This window comes from Aureimonas sp. D3 (genome assembly GCF_001463805.1).
GTDB classification, from domain to species: Bacteria; Pseudomonadota; Alphaproteobacteria; order Rhizobiales; family Rhizobiaceae; genus Aureimonas; species Aureimonas ureilytica_A.
In genome coordinates this window covers 36,994-60,717 of record NZ_BBWM01000029.1, presented here as the reverse complement: position 1 = coordinate 60,717, position 23,724 = coordinate 36,994, and the positions used below count along the sequence as shown (strand labels likewise).

The 23,724-nt window shown below is 65.9% G+C and carries 16 protein-coding genes; 8 read left to right on the top strand and 8 right to left on the bottom strand.

All coding sequences use genetic code 11. The annotated features are described in order from the left end of the window. The first annotated feature begins 224 nt into the window (after window positions 1-224). A complete protein-coding gene (gene gltB, locus AUL36_RS07610; RefSeq protein WP_062219460.1) occupies window positions 225-4,940 on the top strand; it encodes a glutamate synthase large subunit in 4,716 nt (1,571 codons plus the stop codon). A 383-nt stretch (window positions 4,941-5,323) separates the two neighbouring features. Beyond that, window positions 5,324-6,778, top strand: a complete 1,455-nt coding sequence (locus AUL36_RS07605) for a glutamate synthase subunit beta (protein ID WP_062219458.1) — start codon at window positions 5,324-5,326, stop codon at window positions 6,776-6,778. A gap of 254 nt (window positions 6,779-7,032) precedes the next feature. Here AUL36_RS07605 and AUL36_RS07600 read toward each other — a convergent pair whose 3' ends face one another. Next, the gene (locus tag AUL36_RS07600) at window positions 7,033-8,430 is read right to left on the bottom strand and encodes an SGNH/GDSL hydrolase family protein (protein WP_062219455.1); all 1,398 of its coding nucleotides are present in this window, start codon (window positions 8,428-8,430) and stop codon (window positions 7,033-7,035) included. Window positions 8,431-8,434: 4 nt separating this feature from the next. After that, window positions 8,435-9,655 carry a lytic murein transglycosylase gene (locus AUL36_RS07595; protein ID WP_062219453.1) on the bottom strand — a complete coding sequence of 407 codons (1,221 nt, stop codon included), beginning with the start codon at window positions 9,653-9,655 and terminating at the stop codon, window positions 8,435-8,437. A 229-nt stretch (window positions 9,656-9,884) separates the two neighbouring features. Here AUL36_RS07595 and galU point away from each other — a divergent pair, with 229 nt between their 5' ends. Beyond that, on the top strand, window positions 9,885-10,802 hold the full coding sequence (gene galU / locus AUL36_RS07590) for a UTP--glucose-1-phosphate uridylyltransferase GalU (protein ID WP_062219451.1): 918 nt from the start codon (window positions 9,885-9,887) through the stop codon (window positions 10,800-10,802). Window positions 10,803-10,883: 81 nt separating this feature from the next. Here galU and AUL36_RS07585 read toward each other — a convergent pair whose 3' ends face one another. Beyond that, the gene (locus tag AUL36_RS07585) at window positions 10,884-12,581 is read right to left on the bottom strand and encodes an outer membrane beta-barrel protein (RefSeq protein WP_082655698.1); all 1,698 of its coding nucleotides are present in this window, start codon (window positions 12,579-12,581) and stop codon (window positions 10,884-10,886) included. 212 nt (window positions 12,582-12,793) lie between these two features. Here AUL36_RS07585 and AUL36_RS07580 point away from each other — a divergent pair, with 212 nt between their 5' ends. The 4 genes from AUL36_RS07580 (at window position 12,794) to AUL36_RS07565 (ending at window position 18,152) form a co-directional block, all read left to right on the top strand. Continuing rightward, window positions 12,794-13,774: a KpsF/GutQ family sugar-phosphate isomerase gene (locus AUL36_RS07580; protein ID WP_082640307.1), complete on the top strand. Its 981-nt coding sequence runs from the start codon at window positions 12,794-12,796 to the stop codon at window positions 13,772-13,774. A 164-nt stretch (window positions 13,775-13,938) separates the two neighbouring features. Further along, entirely contained in the window at window positions 13,939-15,087 is a 1,149-nt protein-coding gene (locus tag AUL36_RS07575; RefSeq protein ID WP_062219446.1) for a sensor histidine kinase, read from the top strand. A gap of 163 nt (window positions 15,088-15,250) precedes the next feature. After that, window positions 15,251-15,403: a hypothetical protein gene (locus AUL36_RS23715; protein WP_156418305.1), complete on the top strand. Its 153-nt coding sequence runs from the start codon at window positions 15,251-15,253 to the stop codon at window positions 15,401-15,403. A gap of 46 nt (window positions 15,404-15,449) precedes the next feature. Further along, window positions 15,450-18,152, top strand: coding sequence for a bifunctional acetate--CoA ligase family protein/GNAT family N-acetyltransferase (locus tag AUL36_RS07565; protein WP_062219441.1), 2,703 nt, complete (start codon window positions 15,450-15,452; stop codon window positions 18,150-18,152). A gap of 28 nt (window positions 18,153-18,180) precedes the next feature. Here the strand turns inward: AUL36_RS07565 and AUL36_RS07560 are convergent, their stop codons facing one another. Then, window positions 18,181-18,810, bottom strand: a complete 630-nt coding sequence (locus AUL36_RS07560; protein WP_062219439.1) for an alpha/beta hydrolase — start codon at window positions 18,808-18,810, stop codon at window positions 18,181-18,183. 59 nt (window positions 18,811-18,869) lie between these two features. After that, the gene (locus tag AUL36_RS07555) at window positions 18,870-19,811 is read right to left on the bottom strand and encodes a ring-cleaving dioxygenase (protein WP_062219437.1); all 942 of its coding nucleotides are present in this window, start codon (window positions 19,809-19,811) and stop codon (window positions 18,870-18,872) included. A gap of 108 nt (window positions 19,812-19,919) precedes the next feature. Between AUL36_RS07555 and AUL36_RS07550 the strand changes: the two genes are divergently transcribed. Beyond that, window positions 19,920-20,825 (top strand): LysR family transcriptional regulator, encoded by a 906-nt coding sequence (locus AUL36_RS07550; RefSeq protein WP_062219435.1) that lies wholly within the window; start codon window positions 19,920-19,922, stop codon window positions 20,823-20,825. Here the strand turns inward: AUL36_RS07550 and AUL36_RS07545 are convergent. The 3 genes from AUL36_RS07545 to AUL36_RS07535 are packed head-to-tail and all read right to left on the bottom strand — an operon-like array spanning window position 20,813 to window position 23,723. Beyond that, window positions 20,813-21,919: a sn-glycerol-3-phosphate import ATP-binding protein UgpC gene (locus tag AUL36_RS07545; RefSeq protein WP_062219433.1), complete on the bottom strand. Its 1,107-nt coding sequence runs from the start codon at window positions 21,917-21,919 to the stop codon at window positions 20,813-20,815. The two genes, AUL36_RS07550 and AUL36_RS07545, sit on opposite strands and share 13 nt — an antisense overlap. A gap of 11 nt (window positions 21,920-21,930) precedes the next feature. Then, window positions 21,931-22,818, bottom strand: coding sequence for an ABC transporter permease subunit (locus AUL36_RS07540; RefSeq protein WP_058600248.1), 888 nt, complete (start codon window positions 22,816-22,818; stop codon window positions 21,931-21,933). A gap of 11 nt (window positions 22,819-22,829) precedes the next feature. Continuing rightward, a complete protein-coding gene (locus AUL36_RS07535) occupies window positions 22,830-23,723 on the bottom strand; it encodes a carbohydrate ABC transporter permease (RefSeq protein WP_062219431.1) in 894 nt (297 codons plus the stop codon). Between the last annotated feature and the right edge of the window lies 1 nt (window position 23,724).

The window sequence follows — 23,724 nt, the reverse complement described above, 5'->3', positions numbered from 1 at the left end:
AATAAGTCTGATATATGGCAGCAATGCTGACCTAAATTGCCGACCTTCGGGTCGCAATGCCGAACCCCGACGGATCGCGGGGCTTTGAACATGAGGCCCTTCGGGCTTCGATCGAAACGGGAATGCCTTAGGGGCGTGGCGGTTCAGACCGGCCGCGCCTCGTGGCCTGCCCGGAGTTGGAACCCGCCTTCGGGGCGCGGTTCGAGATAGGGAGACGTGACGCGATGACGACGACGCCATCCATGATCGAGAGCGAGGCCATGAAGGCCGCGAACACTCAGATCGCGACCGTCAAACCCCGAACGCTCCCGGCCGCGCAGGGTCTCTACGACCCGACCAAGGAGCACGATGCCTGCGGCGTCGGCTTCATCGCGCATATGAAGAATGTGAAGTCCCACTCGATCGTCGAAAAGGGTCTGACGATCCTCCACAATCTGGAGCATCGCGGGGCCGTCGGCGCCGATCCGCTGATGGGTGACGGCGCGGGCATGCTCGTGCAGATTCCGCATGGCTTCTTCAAGGCCGAGATGGCGAGCCAGGGCGTCGAATTGCCCGAGGCGGGCCAGTATGGTGTCGGCTTCGTCTTCATGCCGCAGGACGAAGCGCGCCGGCTGCATTTCAAGTCGCTGTTCGAACAGGCCGTGCAGGAAGAAGGCTGCGTCGTCCTCGGCTGGCGCGAAGTGCCCGTCGACAATGCCTCGTTGTCCAAGGCGCCGGAGATCGCGGCCACCGAGCCGATGCACCGGCAGATCTTCATCGGCCGCCCGGCTTCGGCGCAGACGGACGACGAGTTCGAGCGCAAGCTCTACATCATCCGCAAGGTCGTCTCGAACCGCGTCTACAACGAGGCACAGTCCGTCGATACCGACTTCTACGTTGTGTCGCTGTCCTCGCGCACCATCGTCTACAAGGGCATGTTCCTGAGCTATCAGGTCGGCGCCTATTATCGCGACCTGAAGGACGAGCGCTTCGAATCCGCGCTCGCCCTCGTGCACCAGCGCTTCTCCACCAACACGTTCCCGTCCTGGCGCCTCGCCCATCCCTACCGGATGGTGGCCCATAACGGCGAGATCAACACGCTGCGCGGCAACGTCAACTGGATGGCGGCCCGTCAGGCCTCGGTCGATTCGGAGCTGTTCGGCAACGACATTTCCAAGCTCTGGCCGATTTCCTACGAGGGTCAGTCCGATACGGCCTGCTTCGACAACGCGCTCGAACTCCTGACGCAGGGCGGCTACACGCTCGCCCATGCGATGATGATGCTCATCCCGGAAGCCTGGTCGGGCAACAAGGAAATGAGCCCGGAGCGCAAGGCCTTCTACGAGTATCATGCCGCGCTCATGGAGCCGTGGGACGGCCCGGCCGCCGTGTGCTTCACCGACGGTCGGCAGATCGGCGCGACGCTGGACCGCAACGGCCTGCGTCCGGCACGCTATGTCGTGACGGACGACGATCTCGTCATCCTCGCCTCGGAAGCGGGCACGCTAGAAGTCGCCGAAGAGCGCATCGTCAAGAAGTGGCGGCTCCAGCCGGGCCGCATGTTGCTGATCGACCTCGAAAAGGGCCGTATCATCTCCGACGAGGAGGTGAAGGGCGAAATCGCGTCGGCCAATCCCTATCGCGACTGGCTGAAGTCGACGCAGCTGATCCTCGAAGACCTGAAGCCCGTGGCGCCCCGCGCCTCGCGCGCCGACGTGTCGCTGCTCGACCGTCAGCAGGCCTTCGGCTACAGCCAGGAAGATACGCGTATCCTGATGGCGCCCATGGCCACGACCGGCCAGGAGGCCGTCGGCTCGATGGGCACGGATACGCCGATCTCGGCCATGTCCGAGAAGTCGAAGCTGCTCTACACCTATTTCAAGCAGAACTTCGCACAGGTCACCAACCCGCCGATCGACCCGATCCGCGAAGAGCTGGTGATGAGTCTGGTGTCCTTCATCGGACCCCGGCCCAACATCTTCGACCTCGAAGGGACCTCGCGCCGCAAGCGGCTCGAAGTGCGTCAGCCGATCCTGACCAATGGCGATCTGGAAAAGATCCGCACCATCGGTCACACGGAAGATCGCTTCGACACCAAGACGCTCGACACGACCTATCCGACCGAGCAGGGCGCGGCCGGCATGTCGGGTGCGCTGGAGCGGCTGTGCGAGCGAGCCGAGGCGGCGGTCGTCGGCGGCTACAACATCATCGTCCTGTCCGACCGGCAGATGGGCCCCGATCGCATTCCGATCCCGGCGCTTCTGGCGACGGCGGCCGTGCATCATCATCTGATCCGCAAGGGGCTTCGCACGGCGGCCGGCCTCGTCGTGGAATCGGGCGAACCGCGCGAAGTGCATCACTTCGCCTGCCTTGCCGGCTTCGGCGCCGAAGCGATCAATCCCTATCTCGCCTTCGACACGCTGCTCGCCATGCATGAGCGCGGCGATTTCCCCCCGGAAGTCGATGCCAAGGAAGTGGTCGGCCGTTTCATCAAGTCGGTGGGCAAGGGCCTGCTCAAGGTCATGTCCAAGATGGGCATCTCGACCTACCAGTCCTATTGCGGCGCTCAGATCTTCGACGCTATCGGCCTCAAGTCCGATTTCGTCAGGCAGTTCTTCTTCGGCACCTCGACCACGATCGAGGGTGTCGGCCTGGAGGAAATCGCCCGCGAGACGGTGGAGCGCCATATGCGCGCCTTCTCGGCCGATCCGGTGCTCGCCCGCTCGCTCGAGGTCGGCGGCGAATACGCCTACCGGATGCGCGGCGAGGCCCATGTCTGGTCGCCCGATGTCGTGGCCGCGCTGCAACATGCCGTGCGTCTCGACTCCTATGCGACCTATAAGGAATATGCCGGGATGGTGAACGGCGCGGCCGTCGCCAGCTCGACCATTCGCGGCCTGTTCAAGATCCGTATGGCCGAAGACCTCGGCCTGCAGCCCGTGCCGCTCGAAGAGGTGGAATCGGCGGCCGATATCGTGCGTCGCTTCTCGACGGGCGCGATGAGCTTCGGCTCCATCTCGCGCGAGGCTCATGCGACGCTCGCCGTCGCCATGAACCGGATCGGTGGCAAGTCGAACACGGGCGAGGGCGGCGAGGAGCCCGATCGTTACGCGCGTCTGCCCAATGGCGACGTGAACCCCGAGCGCTCTGCGATCAAGCAGATCGCCTCCGGCCGCTTCGGCGTGACGACCGACTATCTGGTCAATGCCGACATGCTGCAGATCAAGGTCGCGCAGGGCGCCAAGCCCGGCGAAGGCGGTCAGCTGCCCGGTCACAAGGTGGACGCGACGATCGCCAAGACGCGCCACTCGACGCCGGGCGTCGGCCTGATCTCGCCGCCGCCTCATCACGACATCTACTCGATCGAGGATCTGGCGCAGCTGATCTTCGACCTGAAGAACGTCAACCCGGAAGCCGCGATCTCGGTCAAGCTCGTGTCGGAAGTGGGCGTCGGCACGGTGGCGGCCGGTGTCGCCAAGGCGCGCGCCGACCATATCATCGTGTCCGGCTTCGACGGCGGCACCGGCGCTTCGCCGCTGACCTCGATCAAGCATGCCGGCTCCCCGTGGGAGATGGGCCTGGCAGAAACGCAGCAGACGCTGGTGCTCAACGGGCTCCGCTCGCGCATCGCGCTGCAGGTCGATGGTGGGTTGCGCACGGGCCGCGACGTGGTGATCGGCGCGCTGCTGGGCGCGGACGAGTTCGGCTTCTCGACCGGTCCGCTGATCGCGGCCGGCTGCATCATGATGCGCAAGTGCCACCTCAACACCTGCCCGGTGGGCGTGGCGACGCAGGACCCAGTTCTGCGTAAGCGCTTCAAGGGCACGCCCGAGCACGTCATCAACTTCTTCTTCTTCGTGGCGGAAGAGGTTCGCGAGATCCTCGCGGCCATGGGCGTGCGCTCGCTGGCCGAGCTGATCGGCCGCTCCGAGCGGCTCGACAAGCGCGAGATGGTGGATCACTGGAAGGCGAGGGGGCTCGATTTCTCGCGCCTGTTCCACAAGCCGGACGCGCCGGTCGAGGAAACGCTCTGGACGCGCCGTCAGGAGCATCCGATCGCCGACGTGCTCGATCGCAAGCTGATCGAGCAGGCCAAGGTCGCGCTCGAAATACGCCAACAGGTGCGCATCGAGACCGACATTTCCAATGTCGATCGCTCGGCCGGCGCGATGCTGGCGGGCGAAGTCGCCAAGCGCTTCGGCCACAAGGGACTCGCGGACGACACGATCTCGGTCAAGCTCAAGGGCACGGCGGGACAGAGCTTCGCGGCGTTTCTGTCGCGCGGCATCACCTTCGATCTCGTGGGCGACGGCAACGACTATGTCGGCAAGGGTCTCTCGGGCGGCAAGATCATCGTGCGCCCGCGCGAGAACACGCGCATCGTACCCGAAGAGTCGATCATCGTCGGCAACACGGTGCTCTACGGTGCGATCGCCGGCGAGTGCTACTTCCGGGGCGTGGCGGGCGAGCGTTTTGCCGTGCGCAACTCGGGTGCCATCGCGGTGGTCGAGGGCGTGGGCGACCATGGCTGCGAATACATGACCGGCGGCGTGGTGGTGATCCTCGGGCATACGGGCCGCAACTTCGCGGCCGGCATGTCGGGCGGCATCGCCTATGTCTACGATCCCGAAGGCAACTTCGCGAACCGCTGCAACATGGCCATGGTCGAGCTGGAGCCGGTGCCGGAGGAAGACGACCTCCTGGAGAAGCTGCATCACCATGGCGGCGATCTCCAGCACAAGGGCCGGGTCGACGTGTCCTCGAACATGACGGGCCATGATGACGAGCGTCTCTACAAGCTGATCTCCAACCATCTCCACTATACCGGCTCGACCCGGGCCAAGGAGATGCTGGATCATTGGGAGACCTACCGCCCGAAATTCGTGAAGGTCATGCCGGTCGAGTACCGCCGCGCCCTTCTCGAAATGGAGCGGGCTCGCATGGGCGTCGCCGCCGAGTAAGGCGGCGTATGGCCCCAGGCGAGGCGACGATACGGTTGGCGAATGGCGGCATTGATCGCCTTCGCCATTCCGGCAGGGATGTGGTTGGCGAACGGGTTCTTCCGGCGCCGGCCGTCATCCTCGGCGCAACACTCGGGGCCGCCTTCTGGATAAGACGCCGGTATCTCCGTCCCTGATCCACCCTCTCGTCGCCGATCGGCGGGAGGCGGCTCGGGGCAGCGGGCGGCCGGCAATCGCTCGCGAAGTTTGGACGCGTTCTATTTTCGCGAATTTTGGTATAAGGCGGCGCATGTCGAAGCCGGCCCGGCAACCGGGCGAGCCGACAGGGCGCTGCGGTCTGCTGCCGCCAGGATCGTGCGGCGGAACTTAAGACGGAGGGGCAAATGGGCAAGGTGACGGGCTTTCTCGAGATCGACCGCCAGACGGCGAAATATCAGCCGGCGTCCGACCGCATTCGCCATTTCCGCGAATTCACGCTGCCCATGTCGGAAGAGGAAGTCGGCAAGCAGGCGGCGCGCTGCATGGATTGCGGCATTCCCTTCTGCCATGGGCCGACGGGCTGCCCCGTGCACAACCAGATCCCGGACTGGAACGATCTCGTCTATTCCGGCGACTGGGAAGCGGCGATCCGCAACCTGCATTCCACCAACAATTTCCCCGAATTCACCGGCCGCATCTGCCCCGCGCCCTGCGAGGAAGCCTGCACGCTGAATCTGGAAGACGTGCCGGTCGCCATCAAGACGGTGGAACAGGCGATCGCCGATCAGGCCTATAAGCTCGGCCTCATCCAGCCGCAGCCCGCCGAGACGCAGACAGACAAGCGCGTCGCCGTGATCGGCTCCGGCCCGGCCGGCATGGCGGCGGCCCAGCAGCTTGGGCGCGCGGGCCATGAGGTCCATGTGTTCGAGCGCGAGTCGCGGCCGGGCGGTCTCCTGCGCTACGGCATTCCCGACTTCAAGATGGAGAAGCACTGGATCGACCGCCGCGTCGAGCAGATGCAGGGCGAGGGCGTCACCTTCCATTGCGGCGTCGATGTCGGCAAGGACAAGACGCTGGCCGACCTTCAGGCCGAATTCGATGCCGTCGTCTATTGCGGCGGCGCGGAGCGTCCGCGTGAGGCGGGCATTCCGACCAACGGGCTGGAAGGCATCTATGATGCCATGCCCTATCTCGTGCAGCAGAACCGCCGTGTCGGCGGCGAAAAGGTCGAGAGCGCCGGCTGGAACGCGGGCGAAATCTGGGCTGGCGCCAAGCATGTCGTCGTCGTGGGCGGCGGCGACACGGCGTCGGACTGTGTCGGCACGGCGTTCCGTCAGGGCGCGGTGAAGGTCACGCAGCTCGACATTCGCCCGCAGCCGCCCAAGACCGAGAACAAGCTCGAAGTCTGGCCCTATTGGGCGACGAAGATGCGCGTCTCCTCGTCCCAGGCCGAAGGCGCGGTGCGCGAGTTCCAGGTCGCAACGCTCGAATTCGTCGGCGAGGACGGCCAGCTGACCGGCGTGAAGTGCGCGCAGGTGGACGAGAAGCGTAAGCCGATCCCCGGCACCGAGTTCGTCATCAAGGCCGATCTCGCCTTTATCGCCATCGGCTTTGCCGGCCCGTTCATGGACGGGTTCATGGCCGATGCGGGCGACGCGCTGAAGACCAAGACGGATTCACGCGGCAATGTGGCCGTGCTGGCGGACGACCATGGCTACAAGACCTCGGTCGACAAGCTCTATGCCGCCGGCGACGTGCGCCGCGGCCAGTCGCTCGTGGTCTGGGCGATCCGCGAAGGCCGGCAGGCGGCCCGCGCCGTCGATCTCGACCTCATGGGCTCGACCACGCTGCCGCGCTGAAGGCACATCACGATCCAACAGAAGGCCCGCTTCCGAACGGAGGCAGGCCTTTTTTGTTGGAGAGAACGGGAGACGACAGGTGGGGACGCTTGCTGGGTTTTCGCTGCTCGCGTCTGAGCGAGCCGAAAGGCTCACTTGCACCGTGAGGACGGCGCGAGGGTCGGACTTTGCCGGTCAAACGGACGGCGCTTCGCCCCTCGCGATCGCATGGCGATCCTTCGGCTGGCTCGGCTGGGAACTCTTGTCTGCAGCCCTTAATTGACTGAAGACACGTCCGGTGTACCGGCCTTCGGGGTGGCGGCCGGGGCGTCGGGCTTGGTAGGCGGCCCTGCTTCCGGGCCGTGGAGGCGAAGCTCTTCCAGGCTTGTCGTGCCGCGAAATACGATCGCATTGTCGCGCGTCACGGGGGAGACGGCGGTGCCGCGTCCCGTCCAGTTGAACTGATCGGCCCGGCCTTCGACGGCGGCCGAGACGACGCCCTCGCGCACGAGCTTCTCGCGCGGCGAGCCCTGGCCGCCGGTGCCCGGCTGAGCGCTGCCGAGCAACTGGTCGCCGCCATCGAAGCGCGGATCGGCAAAGGAGATGGGCGCGGTCGTCGTGGCCAGCGCCGCGTCCACCACGGCCGGCAGGTCCTTGGCGGACAATTGCTGCGGCCCCAGGCTCGCCACGAAATCCTCGACATTCAGGCCGAGCACTTTGGTAACGGGCTTCTCCACGAAATAAGCGAGCTTTTCCTGGCCCGCGCCCGTCAGCGTGATGCCGTCGGAATTGCGCAGGCGCACGGTCTGCCCGGCCATGTCGGGGCCGGAGGTCACGAAGCTGCCATTGGCATCGGTGAACCCGTTCCAGATGTCGACGTAATCGCCGCCATGGGCTTGCGCGACATTGCGGAACAGATCGTTCAGATAGACCATGTCTTCCGTCGCGCGGTCGGACTGGAAGGCCGGCATTCCGACCCAGAGAAAGGGCTTCTTCTTGGTTTGGATCGCCTCGGCCAGAGCCTTGGCGCGCTGCTCATAGGTGTCGGCCCATTCCGGACTGCGCAGCGCGATCGTGCCCTCCGTGGCGCGAAAACCCTGCCGGTCGTTCGCCCCCAGCATGACCACGACGAGGTCGGCTTTCGTCTCGTCGATCAGGGCGCCCACGCTGGCGGGCCAATCATGATGGTCTTCGCGCACGAGGCCGGAAGAGCCATCGGCGCGGTTCGTGACGCGAATGTCGCGGTTGGTGGCGAAGGCCGCGTCCAGCCCCTTGGCGAGCGACCCCGCCATGAAATCCCCGATCACGAGGACGTTGCGGGCTGCCTCGCTTTTGGCGACGGGCGTGCTGGCGCTTGCGGCCACCGCCGCCGCGCCCCCGGCCGCCGCGGTTGCCGCGGCCGAGCGGGGCGAATTGTTGCGCTTGGGAGCGACCTCGGTGCGCGCCTTCTTGCGCGGGGCCTTGCGGATGATGCGCTGTTGCGGCGGCGCCTCATAGACGCGGTAGGACGGCTGCGAGCGGGGCGGCCCGCCAAACAGCATTTCCAGGATGCCCCGGCGGCGCTCCTGCGCCGCCGCGATCTCGGGCAGAACGGACGAGCCCGCCACGACAAGCGCCATGAGGGTCGCGAGGCGCGCTCGTCCCCGATGCTTCGTGTTGCGCTCGTCCGTCATCGGATCATGGTCTCCGCAAAAGCTCCAGAAGCGCCTTGGAGGCGTTTCCATCCTCGTTCATGCCCGCTCGGCGCTGATAGGCGGTGATGGCGGATTTGGAGCTGTCGCCAATCTTGCCGTCGATCTTGCCGTCGTACAGGCCATGCTGCGTGAGGCGCTGCTGCACTTCGTATCGCTCTTCCATCGACAAGGGAACGTAGCCGCGCGGCCAAGGATGCGCGAAGGCCCCATAGCCGGCGATGCGATCGGCGAGGTGGCCGACGGCGAGCGCATATTTGTCGGCGTTGTTGTAGCGCTTGATGACGAAGAAGTTCTTGGTCATCAGGAAGGCCGGGCCGTTGGCCCCCGCCGGCATCAGGAGATTGGCCCGGTCGGACGGCGCGGGGAAGGGGCGGCCGCTGACGCGCTTGAAGCCGAACTGCTGCCATTGAGCCAGGCTCTTGCCGGCGCGCTCCAGCTTGGTGGAGCCCGTGGGCGCGACGACTTCATAGCCCCAGCTCTTGCCGCTCTGCCAGCCGTTCTTGCGCAGGAGATTGGCCGCCGTCGCCAGCGCGTCCGGCACCGAACCCCAGATGTCGGGATGTCCGTTGCCGTCCATGTCCACGGCATAGGCCTGATAGCTGGTCGGTATGAACTGCGTGTGGCCCATGGCTCCGGCCCAGGAGCCGGTCAGTCCCTTGGGGCTGACATGCCCGTCCTGCACGATCTTGAGCGCGGCCAGAAGCTGGGTGCGGGCGAACTTGGCGCGCTTGGGGTCCATGTAGGCGAGGGTGGCGAGCGCCTGCGGCACGCTCTTCATCACGTCCTGCCTTTGCAGGATGCGGCCATAGTTGGATTCCATCGACCAGATCGCCAGAAGGATATGGCGATCGACGCCGAAGCGCTGCTCGATCCGGTCCAGCCAGGACTTGTACTGGACGAGCATCCGCCGGCCTTCGGCCACGGACTCCTCGTTCACGCGGTTGTCGAGATAGTCCCAGATCTTGTCCTGGAACTCGGGCTGGAAGCGCGCCTTGCGGATCACGTCGGGATCGGGCTCGGTCACGCCGTCGAACACGCGCTCATAGACGCGGCGGCTGATCCCGTTGGCGACGGCGGTCTTCTCGAAACCGACGATCCAGTTACGGAAGCCCTGATCGGCGGCGGCAGGCGTGGCCAAAAGGCCCGCCAGAACGAGCGTGGCCGCGCCAAGGCGCGCGATGCGGGCGGTGATCGGTCCAGGCATAGGCATGATCCTTCGTCGGACTGGTCGTGTGCTATGGCCTTCAGCTTAGGTTCAGGATGTAAACGTTACGTTTACCACGACGGAACACGAAATGCTGAAGAGATCGTAGCGCCACCAGAATTTCCCATGTTTCTGGGGCTAAAACGCGGCGTCGCATGTTGCTTGTCGACAGGTCATGCTTTCGTGATTTATGGGTTAACCCGAATCCAGCGGTTGGAAGGATTAGTGCATGCGCAAGGTCAGAAAGGCCGTATTCCCGGTCGCCGGCTTGGGAACGCGGTTTCTTCCCGCCACGAAGGCCATCCCGAAGGAGATGCTGACGGTCGTCGACCGACCGGTTATCCAGTATGTCGTCGATGAGGCCCGTCAGGCGGGGATCGAGCATCTGATCTTCGTGACCGGACGCAACAAGGGCGTCATCGAAGACTATTTCGATATCCAGGTCGAACTGCAGAATACGCTGACCGAGCGCAACAAGAAGGTCGAGCTGCAGCTGCTCGACAGCCTTCAGCCCAAAGCCGGCACGGCGAGCTTCACGCGCCAGCAGGCGCCGCTCGGCCTCGGCCATGCGGTCTGGTGCGCGCGCGATCTCGTCGGTCCCGAGCCTTTCGCGCTGCTTCTGCCCGACATGATCATGCAGTCCGAAGAGGGCTGCCTGAAGAAGATGGTCGAGCTTTACGAGCAGACCGGCGGCAACGTCATCTCCGTCGAACAGTGCGACCCGTCCGAAGCCCATAAATACGGCATCGTCGGCAAGGGCGCCGATGTCGGCACCGGCTTCAAGGTCGACGGCATGGTCGAGAAGCCGAAGAACGAGGAAGCGCCTTCGAACTTCTTCATTTCCGGCCGCTACATTCTTCAGCCCGAGATCTTCGACATTCTCTCCACCCAGGAAAAGGGCGCGGGCAACGAGATCCAGCTGACCGACGGCATGTTGAAGCTGGCCAAGAGCCAGGACTTCTTCGCCCATCCCTTCACCGGCCGCACGTTCGACTGCGGCTCGAAGGAAGGCTTCATTCAGGCCAATGTCGCCTTCGCCCTGTGGCGTCACGACATTCGCGGCAAGGTCTTCGACAATCTCCACGAGCTGATGGCGACGGTGGAGCCTCAGGAGCGCCGCGCGACGGATCGCCGCGCCGCCGAGTGAGCGCCGGATTTCCCATCTTCTGAATTGAGAAGGGCGCCGAGGCGCCCTTTTTCGTATCTGGACGCGCGTTTCGTCGCTCGCTCAATTCTGAAGGCGGACGCCGACGCGCACCGTGTTGGCGCTGTAATTGTTGAAGGGCAGGGCGGCTTCGAATCGGTCGTAGCGATAAAGGCCCGTCAGGGCGAGATGCTGGTTCAGCCAATAGGTGAAGCCGGCCTCGCCGCTATAGACATATTCGTTGGCGACCGTGCGTCGTTCGCGCAGGCCCGCGATCAGCGTGGTGTTGATTTCCAGCCGCGCGGTGGCGCGGTGCGTCAGGCCGAGGCTGAGCTGATAGAGCGTCGCGGTGTCGAGGCTCGTCGTCTCCGGCTCGAACGAGGTCGTACCGCGCAGCGTGACGTCGGTGCCCCGGCGCGGCGACCAGGCGAGGAGGGCGTCCAGCGTCGGGCTGCCGATCGTGGGCAGGCTGTTGTCGTCCGGAATGTTCCACGCATAGCCCAGCGCGATCTCGCCGGAGACTTTTTCACCCCGGCTGAAGCCGACGCCGCCGCGGAGCGCCGGGATCGCGCTGTCGCGGCTGACCCCGCCAAAGCTCGTCTTGTCGAAGACACGCCGCCCGATGCTGGCCGCGACAAAGGGATGGAGCGGCGCGCGCTCGTCCAGCGTCGCCTTCAGGCCGGCCGTATAGGTCGTGAAACTGTCGTCCAGCGAATTGGTGCGCTGTGCCCGGTCGGACAGATCGTCCCGCACCGCTTGAAGCGTCGTCACCGTGTCGAAGCGCCCAAAGCGGTTCTGAAGCTCCGCGCTCATGGAATAGCGGAGCCGATCGGCGCGCGCCGCAGCGTCCTGTACGGCGCCGACGGTCAAATCGTCTTCGCGGCTGAAGGACACGGCTCCGCGTAGAACCGCGGTCATGTCGCGCGAGATGTCGATGCGCACCCGGCCATCGGCATCGACCTGCGGCTCGTCCTTGACCGGCCCCGACATGTTGCGTCGATAGGTGGCCGCCACGTTCAACTCCGCCTCGTGGCGCGACCAGTCGGAGACAAGCCGCCCGGTCAGCGTGCTCTGGCTGAAGAAGCCGCTCACCCCGTCGCGAGACGCGGTGAGATTATCGGAGGCACCGAGACTTTGGTCGAGCGTGAGATAGCCCATGAACGAGCCGATCCGCGTGCCGACGGGCGCGAACGGGTCGTTCGACCTGATGCCCGGCGCCAGCCGCCGAAGGCTGGCATAGGCGTCGCTCAGGCGGCGATTGCCGATCTCATCCAGCGTCAGGCTGCGCACCGGGCCGATGGATTGAAACAGATTGCTGGACGGTGCGTCGGGTTCGGCCGCCCGGCGGGGCGCGCGGGGCTGCGCGGTATCGGACCCGGCATCACCCGTACGAAGGGCCGGCGTGTCGCGAAAGTTTTCGCGGCTCGACAGGCCCGGATTGGTGGTGTCGTCGGGGAGGGAAGGTGTCGGCGCGCTGCGTCGGAGCGCGTCCACATCCAGGCGGAGCCCATCGTCGATCCGACCCGACTGGCCAATGTCGCTCGAAGAGAGAGGCGGTGCGAGCCGTTCGCTACCCGACAGGGGAGGCGCCGTCAGGCGCTGGCCGGATGATAGCCGTGCGCCAGCACTCAGGGGAGCGGTGGGCGCTGGCGTGTCGGCGAGGTCGGTCTGCTCTTCCGGCCCGGAAGGCTCCTGCGCCATGGCTCGGGTTGGGTACGCGGAGAGAGTGCAGGCGGCCAGAAGACCGCAGGCCGCGGCGCGGTATCGAAGCCTGACTGCCATCGAAAGAGCGGTTCCCTGCCCGAAACGGCCGGACGATCCGGCGGCGAGAATGATGACCGAACGGTAAATCGGCGTGGTTAAGAATTGGTTGTCGGCCTCTTATGGCGAGTCGGCCTTACGCCAGGCCCGACTCGCTCCCCGCCCCTCTGCGGTGGCGTTCCCTCGTTCCGAAGGGTAGGAGAGGGGACAAACAATCCGAAATGGCCCTCTTCATGCTCGACCTGTCCGCGTCTCCCGGCATCGCCTCCGCCCTTCGCACGGTGGGAACCGAGGCGGAGGGGCTTCATGCCCTGGCGGCCGCGCTGCAAGGGCCGCTCGGCCCCGCCTTCGAGGACGCCTTGGCGCGCATCGCCGCCGTGTCCGGGCGCGTGATCGTGACCGGGATCGGCAAGAGCGGCCATATCGGAGCGAAGATCGCCGCGACCTTCGCCTCCACCGGCACCCCCGCCTCCTTCGTGCACGCGGCCGAGGCCAATCACGGCGATCTCGGCATGATCGCCTCGGGCGATGTCGTACTCGCCCTGTCCAAGGGGGGCGAAAGCCCGGAGATGAAAAGCGTCATCGCCTATACGAGGCGCTTCTCCATTCCGCTGATCGCCATGACCGCCGCCCCCGAATCTTCGCTGGGGCGTGAGGCCGATGTGGTTCTCCTGCTGCCGCCCGCCGAGGAAGCCTGTCCACATGGGCTTGCGCCCACCACCTCGGCGCTGACGCAACTGGCGCTGGGCGATGCGTTGGCGATCGCGCTTCTGGAAGCGCGTGGCTTTTCGCCGAGCGATTTCCGCGTCTTCCATCCCGGTGGCAAGCTCGGCGCGATCCTGACCCATGTCGGAGACATCATGCATCGCGGCGAGGCCATGCCGCTGATCGCTTCAGGCGCGCTCATGTCGGAAGCGATCCTGGCGATCTCGCGCAAAGGCTTCGGCTGCGTCGCGGTGGTGAATGATGAAGGGCGTTTGCTCGGCATCATCACGGACGGCGACCTGCGCCGTCATCTGGCGCCCGACCTTCTCCTGCGCACGGTGGACGAGGTGATGACGCGCTCGCCCAAGACGATCCGGCCGGATACTTTGGCCGTGAAGGCGCTCGATATTCTCAATTCCTCCAACATTACCGCGTTGATGGTGGTGGAAGCCGACCTGCCGGTCGGTATCCTGCATTTGCACGATCTCCTGAGGATCGGTGTGGTCTGACAGATTGTGAATCGCAACCTGAGTTTGTATCTTTAGCCGGTGAACGTGAAGTTCGTGGGCTTCGTGGAAACTTGTGCGGTTGTGCTTCATATGCGCTGCTATGACAGTGTCGTGGCATCCCGCGCGCCGGTGCAGGCTTCGGGCCAGGGGGGACAGAAGCAGATATGACGTGGAGCGAGCCGATCACGGCGGATCGGAAAGGGACGGACCCTTTGCAGGAACAGGGCGTGATGTGGGACGCCATTCGCTCCGTCGATTGGGCCGGATCATCGCTCGGCCCGATCGAGGGCTGGCCTTTCACGCTTCGCGCCGTGCTGCGCACCGTTCTGGCGTCGAAACAGCCCATGTGCCTCTGGTGGGGGCCGGATCTTCTCCAGTTTCACAACGAGGCCTATCTGCCGATGCTCGGCGCGCGGGCGGATGGTGCGATCGGCAAGCCTTTCAGCGTACTTTGGGCCGACGTTTCCGAGGACGTCATGCCCTATCTCAAGCAGGCGCTGGCCGGCCAGGGCACATGGGCGGAAGACCTGCCGCTGACCGTGACGCGGAACGGCTATCCCGAAGAAACCTATTGGTCCTTCTCCTATAGCCCGCTCTTCAACGACCATGGGCAGATCGCCGGCGCGCTGAATATCGTGACCGAGACGACGCGACTCATGCGCGAGCGCCAGGAGCTGGAAGAGCTGAACCGCAACCTGTCGGACAGTCTCGCCCGGCAGGAAGAGGGCGAGCGCCAGCGCCGCGTCTTGCAACGCGAACTCTCACACCGGATGAAGAACACGCTCGCCATGGTTCAGGCCGTGGTGACGCAGAGCCTAAGGCATTCCACCTCGATCGAGGAGGCGACGCAGGTCGCCTCCGCCCGCATCCAGGCCCTCGGCCGGGCGCAGGACATGCTGACGGCGACGGACTGGACGATCGCGGACCTTCGCGCCGCCGTCGATGCGGCGATCGAACCCCATGTCGATCGCAGCGGCCGTTTCATCGTCTCCGGCGACACGCTCGACCTGTCGGCCCAGCAGGCCATGGGCGTGGCGCTGGCGCTGCACGAACTGGCGACCAATGCCGTGAAATACGGCGCGCTGTCAGTGGACGAAGGCTGTGTCAAAGTTGGGTGGCATGTCTCGCCCGAGGGCGAGTTCCATTTCGAATGGCGCGAGGAAAACGGGCCCGAGGTCAAGCCGCTAAGCCGCAAGGGTTTCGGCACACGGCTTACTGAGCGCGTCGTTCCCGGCTATTTCAACGGCCGCGCCGAGACCGACTTCCAGCCGGACGGGATCGTCTATCGCCTCCAAGGGCGGTTGGAGCCCTGACCCGCAGGTCTGGCGCTGCGTGATCGCGCTTTCGCAGCGCTGGCCTTTCGGGCATGTCCATGCTTTCGCGGCGCTGGTTCGGGCCGCATCGGTTGCAGGAACCGGCCGCTCGGGCCAGCATGTCTTCAAGGGCTCAACGCCCGCCATCAGGAGTTTCAGCATCATGGACAGTCTCAAGGCCCAGAACGATCCGCTGCTGCGCGTCTGGCGCATCATCGTCGGCGGCAATGAAGCGACGGGCATGATTCGCCTCATGGGCTTTCTCGCCGCCTTCGTTCTGATCGGCGGCCTCATCTTCGCCCTCGCCACACGCTGACGGGCGCTCCGTTCCGCCGGCATCACGCCGGGCTCCAGAGGCCGTCATGACCATCAGCAATCTCGATGCCGTGTTCGAACCCAAGGCCATCGCGCTGATCGGCGCGAGCAATCGTGAGGGCTCGGTCGGGGCGGTTCTGGCGCGCAATCTCTTCGGATCGGGCTTTGTCGGCCCGGTCATGCCGGTCAATCCGCACGAGCAGGCGATCCGATCCTCGGTCAACTTCCGCTCGGTCGCCGACCTGCCGATCACACCCGATCTCGCGGTGATCGCGACCCCGGCCCCGAGCGTGGCTAATATCATCGACGAACTCGGTCGGCGCGGTTGCCGCGCGGCTGTGGTCATCTCCACCGGCTTTGCCGATCCTGTCCTCCGGCAAGGGCTGCTCAATGCTGCCAAGCCGCATCGGCTGCGCATCGTCGGGCCGAACTGTATAGGCGTGATGTCGCCCGGCATCGGCGTCAATGCCAGCTTCGCGCATCTGACGCCGCGCGCCGGCGACATCGCCTTTGTCAGCCAGTCCGACTCCATCGCGACGGCGGTGCTGGATTGGGCCGATGTGCGCGAGATCGGCTTTTCGCATGTCGTCTCAACCGGTGACATGTGCGACGTCGATATCGGCGATCTCCTCGATTATCTCGCGCTGGATACGAAGACGCGCGCCATCCTTCTCCATATCGAGGACATCACCGACGCGCCGAAATTCATGACGGCGGCGCGCATCGCCGCCCGTGCCAAGCCGGTGGTGGTCATCAAGGCCGGCCGCTCGGCGGCGGTCGCGGGCCCGTCTGCGTCGCATTCCCATTCGCGGGCGCTGGCCGATGAGGATGCGGTCTATGATGCCGCCTTGCGGCGCGCCGGCATGTTGCGCGTCGATTCGCTGCGCGAACTGTTCGAAGCGGTCGGAACGCTCGCCTCCGCCATCCGTCCCAAGGGGAACCGGCTGGCGATTTTGACCAATGGCGGCGGTGCGGGCCTTCTGGCGGCCGATGCCTTGAGCGATCTCGGCGGCCAGCTGGCCGATCTCTCGCCCGAGACGATGGCGAAGCTCGCGCGTTTCACGCGGCCGGACGAGAGCGATCCGCGCTTCGTCAATATCCCGCGCGACGCATCTGGCAGCCTTTACGGCCAAGCGCTCGAAACGTTGCTCGACGATCCCGGGCAGGATGCGGTTCTCGTCATGAACACGCCGCAGGCGCTGGCGGACGGGCGGGGCGCGGCAGAGGCGACGGTGGCGAGCGCCAAGGCACGGCGCGGCGCGCCGGTTCTGACCTGCTGGCTCGGCGAGCGCGCGGCGCGTGAGTCCCGCCGCCTCTTCGCGGCGCGCGGCATCCCAACCTATCAGACGCCGGACGAGTCCGTGCGCGCCTTCATGCAGCTCGTCAATTATCGCCGCAATCAGGACCTTCTGATGCAGACGCCGCCGGCCATCCAGCCGGGCGCGGCCGATGGTGCGAAGGCGCGGGCGGTGCTGTCCCGGGCGGCCGGGGAGGGGCGCAGCGTCCTGACCGAGCCCGAGGCCAAGACGCTGCTCTCCGCCTACGGCATTCCCGTCGTGCAAACCCAGATCGCCCACAGCCCGGACGAGGCGGCGGCGCTGGCGGGCGCTATCGGCTTTCCGGTCGCGCTGAAGATCCTGTCTCAGGACATCGCCCACAAGTCCGATGTGGGCGGCGTTCGGCTCGAACTCGACACGCCCGAGATGGTGCGCGAAGCCGGCGAACATATGCTGAAGCTCGTGGCCGAGCGCCATCCCGGCGCGCGGATCGAAGGCTTCACCGTGCAGGCGATGATCCAGCGCCCGCGCGCGCATGAACTGATCCTCGGCGTCGGCACGAATGCGCTGTTCGGCCCGGTGCTTCTAGTGGGGCAGGGTGGCACGGCGGCGGAGGTCATCGCCGATCGCGCCATCGGCCTGCCGCCGCTGAACCTGCCGCTCGCCCATGACATGATCGGACGCACGAAGGTCTCGCGTCTGATGAAGGGCTATCGCGACTGGCCCGCGGCCGACAGCGATGCCGTGGCGGCGACGCTCGTCAAGCTGTCCCAGCTCATCGCCGATTTCGACGAGATCGCCGAACTCGACATCAACCCGCTTCTGGTGGACGAGGCCGGGGTCATCGCGCTCGACGCGCGGGTCGTCTTGCGCACCACGACCGGCGCGCCGCGCTCGCGCTTCGCCATTCGGCCCTATCCCAACGAGCTGGAGCATGTGGCGCATTCCCGCTCGGGGTCGAGCTTCTTCCTGCGCCCGATCCGGCCGGAGGACGAGCCGGGGATCGTGGAGATGATCGCGCGCTCCGACGCCGAAGATGTGCGGCTGCGCTTCTTCGCGCCCATGAAGCGGATCGGCCATGCCTTCGCCGCGCGCCTGACCCAGATCGATTATCGCCGCGAGATGGCCTTCGTCGCCACCCGCGCGGGAGAGGCGGAGGGCGATATCCTGGGCGTCGCGCGTCTCGTGTCTGACCCCGACGAGAAGAAGGCCGAGTTCGGCATCATGGTCCGCTCCGACCAGAAGGGGCGCGGTCTCGGCTGGCTTCTGATGGAAACGATCCTCGACTATGCGCGCCGGCGCGGTCTCTCGCGCGTCTATGGCGAGGTGCTGGGCGAAAACCGGGCCATGCTGGCCATGGCGGAGGAACTCGGCTTTCGCCAGAGCCCGCACCCGGAGGACGTGGCGCTGCGCCGGGTGGAGGTCGATGTCGAGACCTATCGTGCCAAGGGCCGGCCCGTCGGCGAGATGTGATCGCGTCGCAAGGCCGGCCTTCCGAGGTTCAAGCGAACGAGGCGGCGAGCCATTCGCGCGCGATGACGAGGTCCATCTGGCCGAGGCCGTGACCGGTCGGCAGCACCTCATGAGTAAGCCTCGCTCCGCCCTCCTGAAGCTGGCGCGCCAGACGGGCGGCATTGTCGGCCGGCACGATCGGGTCCATGCCCCCCGACAGAAGAAGCACCGGGGCACCACCGAGATCGAAGGCAGGCGGCTCGGCAAAGGGCACCATGGCGCGGATCAGGATCGCGCCGGCCAGCCTCGTCTGGTCGAGCATCATCAGCGCGGACGCCACATTCGCGCCATTGGAGAAGCCCACCGCGACAGGACGGGCCATGCCATGGCGCTCCCGCGCTTCTTCCACGAAAGCGCCGAGTTCCAGCGCGCGCTGGCGCAGGTCCGCCTCGTCGAACACGCCCTCCGCAAGCCGGCGAAAGAAGCGCGGCATCCCGTTTTCCAGAACCTGCCCGCGCGGCGACAGAAGCGCCGCCCCCGGCGACAGGAGACCGCCAAGCCCTAAGAGGTCGCTTTCGTCGCCGCCCGTGCCATGCAGCAGGAGAAGCGGCGTCGCGCCCTCCACGGTCGCGGGAATGAAGCGGTGGATCATCGAGAGATCGTTGCGCGGAAGGTCCATGGCTCTGTCTCCGGTGGGGTTGGGAGAGGCGGGGCGCAACGCGTCCCGCCTTCGGGCGGTCAGGCCGGCTCGGCCAGCGAGGGCAAAACCTGCTCGATCCGGCCGCGCTGCGCTTCCAGGAAGTCCGGCAGCTTGAGCGTGCCGCCCAGATCGTTCACCGGCTCGTCCACGGCAAAGCCGGGCTGGTCGGTCGCGATCTCGAACAGGACATGGCCCGGCTCACGGAAGTAGATCGAGCGGAAGTAGTTGCGGTCCCGCTGCTCGGTCGTCTGGATGCCGTGGTTGTCATGGAGCTTTTGCGCCATGGCCATCTCCTCGGCGTCGTCGGCCGCCCGGAAGGCGACGTGATGCACCGACCCGCCGCCAGCGCGCGGCTTGAGAAAGCCGCCGACGGCGCGAATGTCCACGATGCCGCCGACACTCGCCCCCGGTACTTCGAAGCGCGTGATCGAACCCTCGCTCGCGCCCTGCCGGAAGCCCAGAACATCCGTCAGCACCGCGCCCGTGGGCGCGGCTTCCTCCAGAAGCAGGCTCACGGAATGGAAGCCGCGAATGGCGTGGTCGGGCGCGATGTCGCCCGCGCTCCAGGCCGGCTCTTTCTCGGCACCGGGAACGGCGACGAGGGCGAGGCGCATTCCGTCCGGGTCGCGGAAGGACAGGACCGTCTCGCCGAAGCGCTTCTCGATCGGCTCGAAGGCGACGCCCCTTTCGATGAAGCGATGCGTCCAATAGCCGATCGAGCCCTCCGGCACGCGGAAAACGGTTTCCTGCGTCTCGCCGACGCCGAGCCGTCCAGGCGCGACATGCTCCCACGGAAAGAAGGTCAGGATCGTGCCGGGTGATCCCGCCTCGTCGCCGTAATAGAGATGCCACGTGCCGGGATCGTCGAAGTTCACCGTCTTCTTCACGAGGCGCAGCCCGAGCGTCTTCGTGTAGAAGCCGACATTGCGGCTGGCCGGACCGGCGATGGCCGTGACGTGATGAATGCCGTGCTCGCTCATGATCGTTGCCCTCGTTCAATTTCTGAAGCCAACATAATCGCAATGACGCAAAGCCATAAGGGGTCTATGGATTGCGTCGATGCAATGCTTGAATTGCGGAAGGGATATATGAGCGGTTTCGAAAGCCTGAGCTGGGACGATTTCCGCCTGATCCGGGCCGTGGCCGAAGCCGGCACGCTGCCGGCCGCGGCCGAGCGACTGGGCACGGCGCATTCCACCGTTTTCCGCCGGCTGAAGGGGATCGAAGCCGCGCTCGGCTGCGCGCTGTTCGAGCGCAACAAGGCGCGGCTGGAGCCGACCCAGGCCGGGGCGGAGATCGCCGCTCTTGCCGCGCGTCTGGGCGAGGAGGTGGATGCCGTCGCGCTGCGCCTCGCCGGCCGCGAGCCGCTGCCCTCGGGCGAGGTGCGCGTCACCACCAACGACTCGCTTCTGGTCCATCTTCTGACGCCGATCTTCGCAAGCTTTCTCGCGGCCTGCCCCTCGGTGCGGCTCGACATCGTGCTCGGCAATCCGGCGCTCAATCTGTCGAAGCGCGATGCCGATGTCGCGATCCGCGCCACCGACAATCCGCCGCCCAATCTCGTCGGGCGCAAGGCGGCGCGTATCGCCTGGGCGCTCTATGGCCCCGCCGAAGATGCGCCCGGCCCGCGTCGATGGGTGGCCTTGGGCGAGGCGATGAGCCCGATGAAAGTGGTGCGTCATGTCCTGAACGAAGCCGGGCCGGAGGGCGTCGGATACCGCGTCAACTCCGTGCTCGGTATGGCCGAGGCTTTGGAGGCCGGGCTGGGGGTCGGCTATCTCCCCTGTTTCGTCGCGGACGCGCGCCCCGCGCTGCGCCGGCTGGACGCGCCGGACGAACGCTTTGCGACCGATCTCTGGCTCCTGACCCATGCTGACTTGCGCCAAGTGCCGCGCGTGCGCGCCCTGATGGACCATCTCGCCGAAGAGATCGCCCGCGCGCGGCCGCTGATCGAGGGCGTGCGCGGGCGGGATAAGGCTGGTCAGGCCGGCTGAAGGGCTCGCTCGCGTTGCAACTCTATGCGTGCGCCGCTGTCCGCGTCGAAAGCATGAAGCCGGTCGGCCGGCAACAGGAGGCCGATCGCGTCGCCCGGCGCCACGGACAGCGCCTCCGTCGCCGTCACGGCGAAGAGCACGCCGCCGAGCTCGGCATAGACGACACGCGAAGCGCCGAGTTCCTCGATGAAATCGACCACCGCGTCTGCGCTGCCCGGCGCGCCGCGCCGCGTCAGGATCGCATGTTCGGGCCGAATGCCGATTTCGACGCGCTTCGACCCCAAGCCGACGCGCGAGCCCACGGGCAGGGGCAGGCGGTAGCCGTTGGTCAGGCGAAAGGCGTCGTCGGCCTCAAGCTCGCCCGGCAGCAGCGTCATGGGCGGCGAGCCGATGAAGCTCGCGACGAAACGCGAGGCCGGCTGCTCGTAGATCTCGGCGGGCGTTCCGACCTGCTCGACATGGCCGCCATTCATGACGACGAGCCGGTCCGCCAGCGTCATCGCCTCGACCTGATCATGCGTGACGAAGACCGAGGTCGCGGACAGGCGCTTGTGCAGCTTGCGGATTTCGGCGCGCATGGTGACGCGCAGCTTGGCATCGAGATTCGACAAGGGCTCGTCGAACAGGAAGACGCGCGGCTCGCGGATGATGGCGCGGCCCATGGCGACGCGCTGGCGCTGGCCGCCCGAGAGCGCCGCCGGCTTGCGGTCGAGATAGTCGGCAAGGCCCACGATCGCCGCCGTCTCGCGGATACGCCGCTGGCGCTCTTCCTTGGGAACGCCGGCCACTTTCAAGGCATAGCCGATATTATCGGCGACGCTCATATGCGGATAGAGCGCGTAGTTCTGGAACACCATGGCGCAGCCGCGCTCGCGCGGCTCCAGCTTGTTCACCACGCGCCCGTCGATGGCGATTTCGCCGCCGCTGATGTCCTCCAGCCCCGCGATCATGCGCAGAAGCGTGGACTTGCCGCAGCCCGACGGCCCGAGGATCACGACGAACTCGCCGGACGCGAAGGTGAGGTCGATGCCGTGCAGGGTCCGCGTCGTCGCGTTGTAGGACTTCTGAAGATTGCGGATATCGATCCGTGCCATCGGACTCTTCCTTATTTCTCGGTTGCGATGAGGCCGCGCACGAACCAGCGCTGCAAGACGGCGACGACGATGAGCGGCGGCAGCACGATGATGAGGGCGCCCGCATTGGTGACGTTCCACTCCGGCAGGCCGTTCTCGGCCGGGCGGAGCGCCCGCAGCGCCGTCATCGCTGTGGTGTAGGCGGGGTCCGTCACCATGAGGCGCGGCCAGAGATACTGGTTCCACGTATCGGCGAAGAGGATCGTGGCGAGCGCCAGCATGTTGGTGCGCGACAGCGGCAGGAGCACGTCCACGAAGAAGCGCCAGGGGCCGGAGCCGTCCATGCGCGCGGCTTCCGCCAGCTCGTCGGGGACGGTCATGAAGAACTGGCGAAACAGGAACGTGCCGGTGGCCGTCGCGACCAGAGGCAGGGACAGGCCGGAATAGGTGTTGAGGAGGTTCCAGTCGATGCTGACCTCGATGCCGGTCAGCGTCTGGATCAAGAGGCGGAAAGGCTGGAATGCGTCGGCTGCGATATTGTAGGTCGGCACGACACGCACTTCGAGCGGCAGCATCAGCGTCAGGAACACCAGCCAGAAGAAGACGAGGCCCCAGCGCGAGCGGAAATACACGATGGCGAAGGCGCTGAGCGCCGAAACCGCGATCTTGCCGGCCGTGACCGCACCGGCCATGACGAAGCTGTTGAACAGGGCATTGCCGAGATCGGCGCGGGCCCAGGCGGCGGCATAGTTCTTCAGCGCGTCCGGGCCGGGCAGGAAGCTGAAGGGCACGGCGTTCACCTCCTGGAGCGTCTGCGTCGAAGCGCAAAGGACGATCCAGAAGGGCAGGAGTACGGTGACCAGCGCCATGACGAGGATGGCATAGGTGATGAGATTGGAGACGGGGGTCTTTTCGATCATGTCCCGAGCCCTCAGCGGTAATGCACGCGCCGCTCGATGAAGCGGAACTGGATGAAGGTGAAGACCATGATCAGGCTGATGACGATGAGGCTCTGCGCCGCCGCGCCGGAGTAGTCGAGCCCTTCGAAGGCCTTGGAGACGATGTTGAAGACCATGAGATTGGTGGCGTTGTTCGGCCCGCCATAGGTCGTGCGATCCACGATGCCGTAGGTGTCCTTGCCGACGAAGCTTTCCGTCGCGATCAGGATGAGGAGCAGGAAGAGCGTCGGCGAGAGAAGCGGGATTTGGATGTCGAGCGCCCGGCGCAAGGGGCCGGAGCCGTCCATGGCGGCCGCTTCCGTCAGGCTGCGCGGGATCGACTGAAGGCCCGCCAGCATGAAGATGAAACAATAGCCGATCCACTTCCACACGAAGCAGGTGACGATCAGGATCATCGCGTGGCTATTGTATTTGGCCGGATTCCAGAAGTCGGGATGGGCGGCATTGACCATGGCCATCAGCCCCCGCTCGGGCGAGAGGATGAAGAGGAAGGCCGTTCCGACGGCCGGTCCGGCCAGCGCGTAGGGCCAGATGTAGAAGAAGCGGAAAATCTTGGAGCCCTTGAGCTGGCGATCGACGGCGAGCGCCAGAACCAGCGCCAGACCCATCGTGATGACCGTCGACAGAACCGCGAAGGTCACGCTGACGCGCACCGAATTCCAATATTGGCTGTCGGAAAAGACGGCCTGGAAATTCTCCCAGCCGACGAAAAGACGCGCGCCTGCGCCGCCGAAGGCCGGCTCCAGCGTGAAGGCCCAGTTCAGCACCGAAACGGCGGGCCAGTAGAAGAACAGGAAGATCAGAAACAACTGGGGAAGGGCGGCAAGAACCGGAACCCAGCGGCTTTTGAAGACGACACGCTTCATG

Bases quoted from the DNA above. Each gene is read 5' to 3' on its own strand.
- AUL36_RS07580 (WP_082640307.1), top strand. From the start codon at position 12,794: ATGCTCGACCTGTCCGCGTCTCCCGGCATCGCCTCCGCCCTTCGCACG.
- AUL36_RS23715 (WP_156418305.1), top strand. From the start codon at position 15,251: ATGGACAGTCTCAAGGCCCAGAACGATCCGCTGCTGCGCGTCTGGCGC.
- AUL36_RS07540 (WP_058600248.1), bottom strand. From the start codon at position 22,818: ATGATCGAAAAGACCCCCGTCTCCAATCTCATCACCTATGCCATCCTC.
- AUL36_RS07560 (WP_062219439.1), bottom strand. From the start codon at position 18,810: ATGGACCTTCCGCGCAACGATCTCTCGATGATCCACCGCTTCATTCCC.
- gltB (WP_062219460.1), top strand. From the start codon at position 225: ATGACGACGACGCCATCCATGATCGAGAGCGAGGCCATGAAGGCCGCG.
- AUL36_RS07555 (WP_062219437.1), bottom strand. From the start codon at position 19,811: ATGAGCGAGCACGGCATTCATCACGTCACGGCCATCGCCGGTCCGGCC.
- AUL36_RS07605 (WP_062219458.1), top strand. From the start codon at position 5,324: ATGGGCAAGGTGACGGGCTTTCTCGAGATCGACCGCCAGACGGCGAAA.
- AUL36_RS07545 (WP_062219433.1), bottom strand. From the start codon at position 21,919: ATGGCACGGATCGATATCCGCAATCTTCAGAAGTCCTACAACGCGACG.
- AUL36_RS07595 (WP_062219453.1), bottom strand. From the start codon at position 9,655: ATGCCTGGACCGATCACCGCCCGCATCGCGCGCCTTGGCGCGGCCACG.
- AUL36_RS07585 (WP_082655698.1), bottom strand. From the start codon at position 12,581: ATGGCAGTCAGGCTTCGATACCGCGCCGCGGCCTGCGGTCTTCTGGCC.
- AUL36_RS07600 (WP_062219455.1), bottom strand. From the start codon at position 8,430: ATGACGGACGAGCGCAACACGAAGCATCGGGGACGAGCGCGCCTCGCG.
- AUL36_RS07535 (WP_062219431.1), bottom strand. From the start codon at position 23,723: ATGAAGCGTGTCGTCTTCAAAAGCCGCTGGGTTCCGGTTCTTGCCGCC.
- AUL36_RS07550 (WP_062219435.1), top strand. From the start codon at position 19,920: ATGAGCGGTTTCGAAAGCCTGAGCTGGGACGATTTCCGCCTGATCCGG.
- galU (WP_062219451.1), top strand. From the start codon at position 9,885: ATGCGCAAGGTCAGAAAGGCCGTATTCCCGGTCGCCGGCTTGGGAACG.
- AUL36_RS07575 (WP_062219446.1), top strand. From the start codon at position 13,939: ATGACGTGGAGCGAGCCGATCACGGCGGATCGGAAAGGGACGGACCCT.
- AUL36_RS07565 (WP_062219441.1), top strand. From the start codon at position 15,450: ATGACCATCAGCAATCTCGATGCCGTGTTCGAACCCAAGGCCATCGCG.